7 protein-coding genes and 2 pseudogenes are annotated in these 11,856 nt (G+C 68.4%); 5 read left to right on the forward strand and 4 right to left on the reverse strand.

The features are described from left to right. Positions 1-122 precede the first annotated feature (122 nt). A pseudogene (locus B8W67_RS20335) lies at positions 123-279 on the reverse strand (IS256 family transposase); the annotation flags it as partial. A 408-nt stretch (positions 280-687) separates the two neighbouring features. On the opposite strand from B8W67_RS20335, the gene B8W67_RS13435 reads away from it, so the two are divergent. The 4 genes from B8W67_RS13435 (at position 688) to B8W67_RS13450 (ending at position 5,583) form a co-directional block, all read left to right on the forward strand. After that, positions 688-2,553, forward strand: coding sequence for an ABC transporter family substrate-binding protein (locus B8W67_RS13435; protein ID WP_085304503.1), 1,866 nt, complete (start codon positions 688-690; stop codon positions 2,551-2,553). Positions 2,554-2,822: 269 nt separating this feature from the next. Beyond that, the gene (locus B8W67_RS13440) at positions 2,823-3,992 is read left to right on the forward strand and encodes a hypothetical protein (RefSeq protein ID WP_133056113.1); all 1,170 of its coding nucleotides are present in this window, start codon (positions 2,823-2,825) and stop codon (positions 3,990-3,992) included. A 37-nt stretch (positions 3,993-4,029) separates the two neighbouring features. Continuing rightward, complete coding sequence (gene mshB, locus B8W67_RS13445; RefSeq protein WP_085304491.1) at positions 4,030-4,938, forward strand: N-acetyl-1-D-myo-inositol-2-amino-2-deoxy-alpha-D-glucopyranoside deacetylase; 909 nt, start codon at positions 4,030-4,032, stop codon at positions 4,936-4,938. A gap of 192 nt (positions 4,939-5,130) precedes the next feature. Continuing rightward, on the forward strand, positions 5,131-5,583 hold the full coding sequence (locus B8W67_RS13450) for a hypothetical protein (protein WP_069392159.1): 453 nt from the start codon (positions 5,131-5,133) through the stop codon (positions 5,581-5,583). On the opposite strand, the gene B8W67_RS13455 is transcribed toward B8W67_RS13450, so the two are convergent. After that, entirely contained in the window at positions 5,521-6,237 is a 717-nt protein-coding gene (locus B8W67_RS13455; RefSeq protein WP_085304492.1) for a hypothetical protein, read from the reverse strand. The two genes, B8W67_RS13450 and B8W67_RS13455, sit on opposite strands and share 63 nt — an antisense overlap. A 208-nt stretch (positions 6,238-6,445) precedes the next feature. On the opposite strand from B8W67_RS13455, the pseudogene B8W67_RS13460 reads away from it, so the two are divergent. Beyond that, positions 6,446-9,001: pseudogene (locus B8W67_RS13460) on the forward strand (bifunctional FO biosynthesis protein CofGH); the annotation flags it as partial. An 83-nt stretch (positions 9,002-9,084) separates the two neighbouring features. Here B8W67_RS13460 and B8W67_RS13465 read toward each other — a convergent pair. Both B8W67_RS13465 and B8W67_RS13470 read right to left on the reverse strand, forming a co-directional pair. Further along, the gene (locus B8W67_RS13465) at positions 9,085-11,130 is read right to left on the reverse strand and encodes an NADPH-dependent 2,4-dienoyl-CoA reductase (RefSeq protein WP_069392139.1); all 2,046 of its coding nucleotides are present in this window, start codon (positions 11,128-11,130) and stop codon (positions 9,085-9,087) included. Then, the gene (locus B8W67_RS13470) at positions 11,127-11,723 is read right to left on the reverse strand and encodes a PadR family transcriptional regulator (protein WP_069392138.1); all 597 of its coding nucleotides are present in this window, start codon (positions 11,721-11,723) and stop codon (positions 11,127-11,129) included. Before B8W67_RS13470 ends, B8W67_RS13465 begins: the two co-directional genes overlap by 4 nt. Positions 11,724-11,856: the final 133 nt, after the last annotated feature.

Raw genomic sequence — 11,856 nt, forward strand, 5'->3', positions numbered from 1 at the left:
TTGCCATGGGGACATCCTTCCAGCCCGCCCATCGTGGGCAAGCCAACTCAGATGTCACCTGATCGTGCAGCAGACCCACTGGACCACCAAACGGGTCCCCCTCAGCCGCACTGTCGTTATGCCGAACGTTGATACCGACCGGTGCCGATGGCCTTCGGTGGCCTCGGCTTGGATCCGCGCCGGCAGCCTGGCGCGGATCAACTCGACAAACACCGCCCCGCCATCAGCGGACTTGAGTGCATCGAGTTGGGCGAGCACGGCAGAACGATCGTGGGTCATGGCGTCGTGTGTCCTCTGCTTGAGCCGCTCTGGCCGGCAGCTCATTGAGCACTACATGATGGCTCACCGTGAAGCCCTCAACGCCACGCCAGGTCCCATCCGCCCCCGTCGTCCTCGGGCCCGAATCCCCACCATCCCGAGGGACTTTCCCGGTCGCCTCGTCATGCCTCTTGACACGAGCTACCCACATATCAGTTGACTAACCTGCGGGCTCGGTGGCCGATGTTATCGGAACCTTGGCAAATACGATCCAGCTGGACCTGAAAGCGCGCGGCGGAATTCTGTACGGTCGAGCAATGTGTGGCCGTGACCCACTGTCCTGGGCCCGCTCGCGAGCCCAGGACAGTGGTTGAGCGGAGTCCCGATAGCCTGTGGAGCGTGTCAAAACTGGGCCGCCACCGAATCCCGATGATGCTGGGGGCAGTGTTTTCCACGCTGCTGGTGGCGGTGGCCGGGTGCATGGTCAACCCCCCGCCCGCGCCGCAGAGCACCGAAACCCCGCAGGGCCCGCCGCCGCCGGCGGCGCGGGTCACCCAGATCATCATGGCGATCGACTGGATCGGCCCCGGCTTCAACCCGCACCTGCTCTCCGACCTGTCACCGGTGAACGCCGCGGTCAGCGCCCTGGTGCTGCCCAGCGCGTTCCGGCCGATCCAGGACGTCGACACACCGACCGGGTCGCGCTGGGAGATGGACCCGACCCTGCTGGTGTCCGCCGAGGTCACCAACCAGAACCCGTTCACCGTCACCTACCGCATCCGCCCCGAGGCGTCCTGGACCGACAACGCCCCGATCGCCGCCGACGACTTCTGGTATCTGTGGCGCCAGATGGTCAGCCATCCCGGCGTCGTCGACCCGGCCGGCTACGACCTCATCACCGGGGTGCAGTCGCTGGAGGGCGGCAAGTTGGCGGTGGTGACGTTCGCCCAGCCGTACCCGGCGTGGCGGGAACTGTTCGACAATCTGTTGCCGGCCCACATCGTCAAGGACGTGCCCGGCGGGTTCGCCGCCGGGTTGGCCCGCGCCCTGCCGGTCACCGGCGGGCAGTTCCGGGTGGAGAACATCGACCCGCAGCGCGACGTGATCCTGCTGGCCCGCAACGACCGCTACTGGGGGCCGCCGGCCAAACCGGATCTGATCCTGTTCCGCCGGGCCGGCTCACCGGCGGCGCTGGCCGACTCCATCCGCAACAGCGACACCCAGGTCGCGCAGGTGCACGGCGGGTCCGCGGCGTTCGCTCAGCTATCGGCGATCCCGGAGGTGCGCACCGGGCGGCTGGTGACCCCGCGGGCGATGGCGTTGACGCTGCGCGCCCACACCCCCGCGCTGCGCGACGTGCACGTGCGTAAAGCCCTGCTGGGGCTGCTCGACGTGGAGCTTCTGGCCGCGGTCGGCGCCAGCAGCGAGAACGCCGTCACCCTGGACCGCGCTCAGGTGCGCGCGCCCAGCGACCCGGGCTATGTGCCCACCGCGCCGCCGTCGATGACCGAAGCCGAGGCGCTGGAGCTGCTCAGCGGGGCGGGCTACCGCATCGAGGAGGACCCCACCACGACGACGCGCCCGCCACCGGGCAACCCCCCGCCGCCGCCGTCGTCGGTGCTCACCCGCGGGCGGGTCAGCAAAAACGGTGAACAACTCGGGCTGGCCATCGGGGTGGCCGCCAACGACCCCACCTCGGTCGCGGTGGCCAACACCGCCGCCGACCAGTTGCGCAACGTCGGCATCGCCGCCACCGTGCAGGCCCTCGACCCGGTGCAGCTCTACGGCGATGCCCTGCTGAACAACAAGGTCGACGCCATCGTCGGGTGGCGCCGCACCGGCGGCGACCTGGCCACCCTGCTGGCGTCGCGCTACGGCTGCACCGCACTGCAGGCCACCCCGGTGCCGACCGCCCCGGAGAGCGAGCCCGACCCCGCACCGACCTCAAGCAGCACCACGCCGCCGAGCAGCGCGACACCGTCGTCGACCCCGACCAGCACACCCCCGCCGAGCGGGACGACGAGCACGTTGATCCAGGCGCCGTCGAACCTCACCGGCATCTGCGACCCCGGGGTGCAGGCCAACATCGACGCCGCCCTCGACGGCAGCAAGCCCATCGACGAGGTGATCAAGGCGGTGGAGCCCAAGCTGTGGAGCATGGCCACGGTGCTGCCGATCCTGCAGGACACCACGATCGTGGCCGCCGGGCCCAGCGTGGAAGGCGTGGAGCTGTCCGGGGCGGTGCCGGTGGGCATCGTCGGCAACGCCGGGCAGTGGGTCAAGACCGCACCCTAGAGCGGCTGTGATTTTGCTGAGCGATCTTAGATATCGCGCCTCGGTGTCGAGTAGAAACAGTCGCTCCTGGCTTTGGCGTCATTCCGCGCTAGATAACTCAAGTTACGGTGCTAACTGGGTGTTAGCCGGACCTTGGCGGCGTCGTGCTGCAGGCACGGGTCTTGGAACAGCCGCTAGATTTCTTACTTGTTTCTAAGCACACGCATAGGTACTCTCCAAAATTAACGCCGTTGCCGGGAGGGGGTTGCGGCCTTAGCGAGGAGTCAGTCATGGAACTAACAGTTCGCCCCACCGTCACCGCTGGTGTTGCCCTGGCGACAGCTGGGCTGATTGTGGCGGCACCAGTTGTCCCGACCGCCCCAGATGTGACGCTGTCCAATATTGACCTCACCGCCAACAGCATCTGGCAGCCGCTCCTCGACGCCGAACTCGATTTCGGTGCGAGCCTCTTCGGGGCCGGCGGGCTCATTCCTGGCCTTAACGGCGGTGGGGGGGCGTATGCCGACTTCACCGGTCTATTAGGTGTTGAGCGCGAGATCAGCGGTGCGGTGTATCAACTGGTAAAGAACTTACCCCTTGAGGACATGGGTACGAGTGGTCAGAATGTCCTGAACGGCACATTCAGTCGTCTGTTCGACGCGGTGAATATGTTCCTCAGCGGCAACGAACAAGCGTTCATGGGCCTGCTCGGAATCGGTTCAAACCCAGCGGCCCTTTCACCGTTGGCTCTAACCAATACATTGTTGGCAGACGCCGCCAACCCGAACAACTTGTTCCATAGCGGGGACATCGGTGGACTGCAAAACGTCGCGGCGGCCATCCCCTACGCCTTCGGTAATCTGAAGGGAATTATCAACGACAACCTCGGTTTTAACCTGGTTCCGGGCCCCGAGAAAGCGGATTTTGCGGCTCTGCAAGATGCTTTCAGCACGTTTGATCGGGCCCTGGTATCCGGGCAATTGGCGTTTAACGACAACCTAGTAACCAGTCAGCTTGGTATCGAGAAAGCCTTGTTCGGTACCGATAACGCCCTCAACGGTATCGTCAACCGCGGTTTCAACGCGTTGAACATGCTGCTCGACGCACAGCAGCAGAGCCTCAACGGTCTCCTCGGGATAAGCTACAGCGGTTATAGTCCACTTGAGCTCACCAACAGCCTAATGTTCACCCCGTACATCGCCGATGCGCCTCTGAACGACGGCACGATCGGAGGACTGATGGGTGCTTTCAACCAGACCTTGTCCATGTTCACCAACCTGGCCGGCCTGGTTCTGGACCCCAGCACCTTCAACATCGACTTCGGAGCGATCAATCTGCTAAACGTCTTCCCGGCACTCTTCGGCGCCTTCGACGTAAGCGCATTTGGCCCGGCCTTCGACGCGCTGGGGCCGGTGGGCACCGACCTCGGCGCTATCTTGTTGAGCTTTATCGGGATCTGATGGCAGCACCGAGGGCCGCAACTACCATCAGAACCTGATGGTTCCCGTCCCCTCGCCGCCGCGCCTGCTGTTCGTCCACGCCCATCCCGACGACGAGACCATCACCACCGGGGCGACCATCGCCCACTACGCCGCCCGGGGTGCACGGGTGCAGGTGGTCACCTGCACCCTCGGTGAGGAGGGCGAGGTCATCGGGGAGCGCTACGCCCGGCTGGCCGTGGACTCCGCCGACCAGCTCGGTGGCTACCGCATCGGGGAGCTCACCGCCGCTCTGGCCGCTTTGGGTGCTGAGCCGCCGATGTTTCTCGGCGGGGCCGGGCGCTGGCGCGACTCGGGCATGGCCGGCACCCCGGCACGGCGGCATCAACGGTTCATCGACGCCGATCAGCGCGAGGCGATCGGCGCGCTGGTGACCGTCATCCGCGAGCTGCGCCCGCACGTCGTGGTCACCTACGACCCGCGCGGCGGCTACGGGCACCCCGACCACATCCACACCCACACCCTGACCACCGCCGCGGTCACCGCCGCCGCCAGCGAGGAGCACCCGGGCCGGCCGTGGTGGGTGCCCAAGCTGTACTGGACCGTCAGCGCCGCCGCCGCCACCCGCGCCGGACTGAAGGCGCTGACCCCGCAGGACCTGGGGGAGGGCTGGACCCACGACCCGAACGCCGACTTCGGGTTCAGCTACCCCGACGAGCAGATCGACGCGGTCATCGAGGACCCGCACGCGCTGGAGGCGAAGATCGCCGCCTTGGGTGCCCACGCCACCCAGGTGCAGGTCGGACCCACCGGGCGGGCGTTCGCGTTGTCGAATCGGATCGCGCTGCCGATACTCGCCGCTGAACACTACGTTCTGGTCGCCGGAACCGCCGGGGAGCGCGACGCCCGCGGCTGGGAGACCGATCTGTTGGCCGGAGTGGACCTCACCGAGTCGGCAACGGGGTAACATTCTTCCCGCAGACAACACGCAGAGCACCCGGGAAGGCAGAGGTATGGACCCCGATCTGGATCCGAACCTGGAGCGCTGGCAGGTGCGGACCGACGACTTCCAGTGGGTGGTGGGTTCGCTCGTCGGTTTGCTCGACAGCATTCCGACTTGACGGCACCGGCGCAGCACACCGAACCGACCACTGACACCATCACGGCGGGACCGTTCGCCCGGTTCGTCGTTCTGACCTTGCTGGCTGCCGACGGTGCCCTCTCCGCGGTGGCCGCGGCCCTGTTCCTCCCCTCCTACCTGGGGGCGACGCCCTTCCCGATCAGCGCAGTGCTCAGCGGTCTGGTCAACGCCGCGCTGGTCTGGGCGGCCAAGCACTGGACCGCCTCACCGCGCACCGCCGCCCTGCCGCTGTGGGCCTGGCTGTTGGCGGTGGCCGTGATGACCTTCGGCGGGCCCGCCGACGACACCATCTTCGGCGGCCGCGGGCTGATGGGCTACGGGGTGCTGCTGCTGATCATCTTCGGCGCCATCCCGCCCGGCTGGGTGCTGTGGCGCCGGCGCCGCCACCTCGAGACACTGCTGGAGGCGTCAGGCGAACAGGCCCAGCAGCAGTTGGCTCAGGTTAGCGGCCAGGTCCCCGGCCACGCCTGACAACGCCCCCGCGCCCAGATCCGCACCCGGTTGCAGCATCGTGGTCAGATCCGGAGCGAGCGCACTCGCCAGATCCGGCAGCATGGTGGTACTCAGTCCGATCGGGAATGGCAGCGGCGGGAGCAAGTCCTTGATCCATCGGATCTGGTCGGTGATGAACGCTCCGACTGCTGCGGCGAAGTCGGTGCCGAAATCGCTCAGGCCCGCGCCGAAGCTGATACTGCCGTCCAACACCGCGATGCTGCTCCACAGCGCGCTTTGCACCAGTGACTCGCCGAAGTCGTAGATGAACCCGATCTGCGGCGCCAGGAGCCCGACGAACGGCACCCACTCGGCAGCCCACTCGACCAGGGTCACGCCGTAGTTCACCCAGTACTCCAGCGCGGAGTACAGCGACTCGATGGCGCCGCCGATCGGTCCGGTGGCATCCGGGGCGGTGACCAGCGTCTCGACCAGCGCGGTGGTGAGTGACGGCTGAAGCCAGTCCGCGACAGAATCGACCAGATCCAGCGCCGCCGACGCCGTCAACTCGATCGACGGGACCGACCAGGCCGGGGCGGGGGTCGCCGGGGCCGCGGCCACCGGCAGCGCCACCACCGTCGCACCGAGCAGCGCGATCCCCGCCGGGGCGGTCCTTCGGGTTGTCGCGGTCATCGCCCCTCCTTCACACGCCCTGCACACGTCATCTGAGAAATTATCAGCCTGGGGGTCGTGGCGGGTCGTGTTGGGGGCGCGCGTCGGCCCCCGGGCTCGGCGGCACCGCCCGCGGCGGGGATAGTGTGAACAGATGAACAGCGCACGGGGCTATGGAGAGTGAAGAGGTGCGCGGAATGAATCGCGAACGGACCTGGGTTACCCGGACGTGGCTGTAACCCCCGACCGCGGTGCACCCGATCAGGCGGTGCCCGCCCAACCAAGTGCGTCGGCGATGCGCCGGGTGCTGCGCCGCGCGCGTGACGGCGCGGTGCTCAACGTCGACGAGGCCGCCGTCGCCCTGACCGCCCGCGGCGACGATCTGCACGAGTTGTGTGCCGCCGCCGCCCGCGTCCGCGACGCCGGACTGACCTCCACCGGACTGCGCGGGGCCACCGGGCGGCTACCCATCAGCTATTCACGCAAGGTGTTCATCCCGGTCACCCACCTGTGCCGCGACACCTGCCACTACTGCACCTTCGTGACCGTGCCGGGCAAGCTGCGCGCCCAGGGCAAGGGCATGTACATGGAGCCCGACGAGATCCTCGCCGTCGCCCGCGAGGGCGCCGAACTGGGTTGCAAAGAAGCCCTTTTCACCCTCGGGGACCGCCCCGAGGCCCGCTGGCCCGAGGCTCGCCAATGGCTCGACGAACGCGGCTACGACTCCACCTTGACTTACGTGCGGGCGATGGCGATCCGGGTGCTCGAGGAGACCGGCCTGCTGCCGCACCTCAACCCCGGCGTGATGAGCTGGTCGGAGCTGTCGCTGCTCAAACCGGTTGCCCCGTCGATGGGCATGATGCTCGAGACCACCTCGCGGCGGCTGTTCGAGACCAAGGGCCTAGCCCACTACGGCAGCCCCGACAAGGACCCGCAGGTGCGGCTGCGCACCCTCACCGACGCCGGGCGGCTGTCGATCCCGTTCACCACCGGCCTGTTGGTCGGCATCGGTGAGACCGTCACCGAACGTGCCGAGACCCTGCACGCGATCCGCAAGGTGGCCAAGGAATTCGGCCACATCCAGGAAGTGATCGTGCAGAACTTCCGAGCCAAACAACACACCGCGATGGCCGGCACCCCCGATGCCGACATCGACGAGTTCCTGGCCGCGATCGCTGTCGCCCGGCTGGTGCTGGGTCCCAAGATGCGGGTGCAGGCACCGCCGAACCTGGTGTCGCGCAGCGAATGCCTGGCGCTCATCGGCGCCGGCGTCGACGACTGGGGCGGGGTCTCCCCGCTCACGCCCGACCACGTCAACCCCGAGCGGCCGTGGCCGGCGCTTGACGAACTGGCACTGGTGACCGCCGACGCCGGCTACGACCTGGTCGAGCGGCTGACCGCCCAACCGCCGTACGTGCTGGCCGGCGCCGCCTGGATCGACCCGCGCGTCGGCGGACACGTCGCCGCACTCGCCGACCCGCAGACCGGGCTGGCCCGCGACGTCGCCCCGGTCGGCCGGCCCTGGCAGGAGCCCGACGAGGCGATCTCCACCGGGCGCATCGACCTCAACACCGCCATCGACACCGTCGGGCGCAACACCGACACCCGCAGCGATTTGAATTCGGCGTTCGGGGACTGGGATTCGATCCGCGACCACGTCAGCGAACTGGCCGCCCGCGCCCCCGAACGCATCGACACCGACGTGCTCTCCGCGCTGCGTTCAGCCGAACGCGACCCCGCCGGCTGCAGCGACGACGAATACCTCGCCCTGGCCACCGCCGACGGCGCGGCCCTCGATGCGGTCGCCGCACTGGCCGACGCCCTGCGCCGCGACACCGCCGGCGACGACGTCACCTACGTCATCAACCGCAACATCAATTTCACCAACATCTGCTACGTCGGCTGCCGGTTCTGCGCGTTCGCCCAACGCAAGGGCGACGCCGACGCGTTCTCGCTGTCCACCGACGAAGTGGCCGACCGCGCATGGCAGGCCCACGTCGCCGGCGCCACCGAGGTGTGCATGCAAGGCGGCATCGACCCGCAGCTGCCGGTCACCGGATACGCCGATCTGGTGCGGGCGGTCAAGGCGCGGGTGCCGTCGATGCACGTGCATGCGTTCTCGCCGATGGAGATCACCAACGGTGTCACCAAAAGCGGGCTGTCGATCCGGGAGTGGCTGATCAGCCTGCGCGAAGCCGGATTGGGCAGCATCCCGGGAACCGCCGCGGAGATCCTCGACGACGATGTGCGCTGGGTTCTCACCAAAGGCAAACTGCCCGCCTCGATGTGGGCCGAGGTCATCACCACCGCCCACGAGGTGGGCCTGCCGTCGAGTTCGACGATGATGTACGGCCACGTCGACCAGCCGCACCACTGGGTCGGCCACCTCAACGTGCTGCGCTCCATTCAGGACCGCACCGGCGGTTTCACCGAATTCGTGCCGCTGCCGTTCGTGCACCAGAGCTCACCGCTGTATCTGGCCGGTGCCGCACGCCCCGGCCCCAGCCACCGCGACAACCGGGCGGTGCACGCGCTGGCCCGCATCATGCTGCACGGTCGTATCGCCAACATCCAGACCAGCTGGGTCAAACTCGGAGTCGCCCACACCCAGGTGATGCTGCGCGGCGGCGCCAACGACCTGGGCGGCACGTTGATGGAGGAGACCATCTCGCGGATGGCCGGCTCCGAGCACGGCTCGGCGAAGACCGTTGCGGAGCTGCACTCGATCGCCGAGGGCATCGGCCGCCCGGCGCGCCAGCGCACCACCACCTACGAACCGCTCGCCGACACCCCCGCCTTGCCGATCGTGATCGGCCCCGAGGACCATCCGGAGCTGCGGATGCTCGCCGACGAACTGAGTACCGGCGGTTAGAGTTTCGCAGCCAGTTCGGTGCCCTGCTTGATGGCGCGTTTGGCGTCCAACTCGACCGCCAGGGCCGCGCCGCCGATGACGTGCGCGGTGATGCCGAGGCCGCGCAGCGCGTCATCGAGGTCGCGCACCGACTCCTGCCCGGCGCAGACCACGACGTTGTCGACGGCGAGAACCTGCGGGCGTTTGCGGTCCTTGCCGAAGCTGATGTGCAGGCCGTCGTCGTCGATCCGGTCGTAGTGCACATCGGAGATCTGATGCACCCGTTTGGCTTTCAGTGATGCCCGGTGCACCCAGCCGCTGGTCTTGCCCAGCCGGGTGCCCTGGCGGCCCTCGGTGCGCTGCAACAGAAACACCTCGCGTGCCGGGGGACTGGGGTCCGGAGCGGTCAACCCGCCGCGGACGTTGGCCGCGTCGCTGACACCCCACTCGGTCTTCCACTCGGCCAGATCCAGCGTCGGTGAGGAATCGGTGACCAGCAATTCGCTGACGTCGAAACCGATTCCGCCGGCGCCGATCACCGCCACCGACCGCCCGACCGGGCGCTCCCCGGTGATCGCGGTGGCGTAGTCCATCACCATCGGGTGATCGATGCCGGGAATCTGCGGGATACGGGGGCTGACCCCGGTGGCCAGCACCACCTCGTCGAACGCGGTGAGGTCGGCGGCGTCGGCGCGGGTGCCCAGGCGCACGGTCACCGCGTACTTCTCCAGCATCGTCGTGTAGTACCGGATGGTCTCGGCGAACTCCTCTTTGCCCGGGATGCGCCGCGCCAGGTCGAATTGCCCGCCGATGATGTCGTTGGCCTCGAACAGGGTCACCCGATGGCCGCGCCGAGCGGCGCTGACCGCGGTGGAAAGCCCGGCCGGGCCGGCGCCGACCACCGCGACCGAGCGGGCACGGCGCGTCGGGCTCAACACCAGCGTCGTCTCATGACCGGCCTGCGGGTTGACCAGGCAGGACACCTTCTTGTTGGCGAAGGCGTGATCCAGGCAGGCCTGGTTGCACGAGATGCAGGTGTTGATCTCCTCGGCGCGGCCGGCCTGCGCCTTGGCCACCCAGTCCGGGTCGGCGAGCATCGGGCGGGCCATCGAGATCAACTGCACGCCGCTGGTGGCCAGGATGTGCTCGGCGGCCTGCGGCATGTTGATCCGGTTGGACGCCACCACCGGGATCGCGACCTGCTTGGCGACCTCCGCACTCACGTCGACGAACGCGCTGTTGGGCACCGAGGTGACGATGGTGGGCACGCGGGCCTCATGCCAGCCGAACCCGGAGTTGATCAGCGTGGCGCCGGCGTCCTCGATCTCGGTGGCCAGCGCCAGGATCTCCTCGAAGGTCTGGCCGTCCTCGACGTAGTCGGCCATCGACATCCGGTAGCAGAGGATGAAGTCGTCGCCGACCGCGGCGCGGGTGCGCCGCACGATCTCCACCGCGAAGCGCCGCCGCTTGGCGGGACTTCCGCCCCAGTCGTCGGTGCGTTTGTTGGTCCGCGGTGCGAGGAACTGGTTGATCAGATAGCCCTCGCTGCCCATGATCTCCACCCCGTCGTAGCCGGCCTCACGGGCCAGCCGGGCGCAGCGCACGAAATCGGCGATCGTGGCATCGACCGCCTTCGCCGAGAACTGGCGCGGTCGAAACGGTGTGATCGGGGACTTGATCGCCGAGGCGCTCATCGACAGCGGGTGATAGGAGTAGCGCCCGGCGTGCAGCACCTGCAGCAGGATCTTCGCGCCCCCGTCGTGCACGGCGGCGGTGATGCGACGGTGCCTGCGCGCCTCGGCGCTGGAGATCAGCTGCGACCCGAACGGCAGCAGCCAGCCGATCCGGTTGGGGGCGTACCCGCCGGTGATGATCATCCCGACCCCGCCGCGCGCCCGGGTGGCGAAGTACTCGGCGAGCCGGTCGACGTCGCGGGCCCGGTCCTCCAGGCCGGTGTGCATCGACCCCATCACCACCCGGTTGCGCAACGTGGTGAACCCCAGGTCCAGCGGGGCGAGCAGGTGCGGGAAATCCGGCTCGCCGGGGGCATCGGCGCGGGTCATACGGTCTCCTCTGCGGGCTGGGGTGCGGGCTGGGGTGCCGGGTCGGAATCGAGTGCGGCGGTGACCTCGTCGAGCCAGTCGATCGCGCTCTCCTCCGCGCGGATCCCGCCTCGCAATACCAGGTACTGATGCAGCGCGGTGCCGGTCAGGCCGGTGGGGTCGGGGAACTGTCCGGCCTGAAAACCGCGGTAGGTCTGCAGCAGGGCGGCACGTTCGGCGCGCAGCGCGACGATCTGGGTGCGCAGTGCGGCGACGTCGCCGTGGGCGGCCCCGCGCAGCTTGACCGCGATGTCACGGGTGCGGGCGTCGGTGAGCGCGCTGCCGCGGCCTTCGAGGGGTTCGGCGATCCAGCGGGCCAGTTCCGCGCGGCCCGCCGCGGCGACGGTGTAGACCTTCTTGTCCGGGCGGCCCTGCTGGGGCACGGCCCGGGCCTGCACCCAGCCGTCGTTCTCCATCACCCGCAAGGTCCGGTAGATCTGCTGGTGGGTGGCGGTCCAGAAATAGCCGATCGACCGGTCGAACCGGCGGGCCAGCTCATATCCGGAGCCGGCCTGCTCACACAGCGACACCAGGATCGCATGGGGCAACGCCACCGGAGCAGAGTACGACGCCCGGACGCCATATGCAACTAAGTGCAGTGCAGCAGCGTGCATAGCGGGCGTGGTGGATCCGGCCGGACCGCGGTGCCGCACGGGGGAGTCACTGGCGACTGCCGGCCCGTCGATC

The organism is Mycolicibacillus koreensis, assembly GCF_002104795.1.
Lineage (GTDB): Bacteria > Actinomycetota > Actinomycetes > Mycobacteriales > Mycobacteriaceae > Mycobacterium > Mycobacterium koreense.

Coding starts and splice junctions, on each gene's coding strand:
- B8W67_RS13435 (WP_085304503.1), top strand. CDS start 688: ATGATGCTGGGGGCAGTGTTTTCCACGCTGCTGGTGGCGGTGGCCGGG.
- B8W67_RS13440 (WP_133056113.1), top strand. CDS start 2,823: ATGGAACTAACAGTTCGCCCCACCGTCACCGCTGGTGTTGCCCTGGCG.
- mshB (WP_085304491.1), top strand. CDS start 4,030: ATGGTTCCCGTCCCCTCGCCGCCGCGCCTGCTGTTCGTCCACGCCCAT.
- B8W67_RS13455 (WP_085304492.1), bottom strand. CDS start 6,237: ATGACCGCGACAACCCGAAGGACCGCCCCGGCGGGGATCGCGCTGCTC.
- B8W67_RS13465 (WP_069392139.1), bottom strand. CDS start 11,130: ATGACCCGCGCCGATGCCCCCGGCGAGCCGGATTTCCCGCACCTGCTC.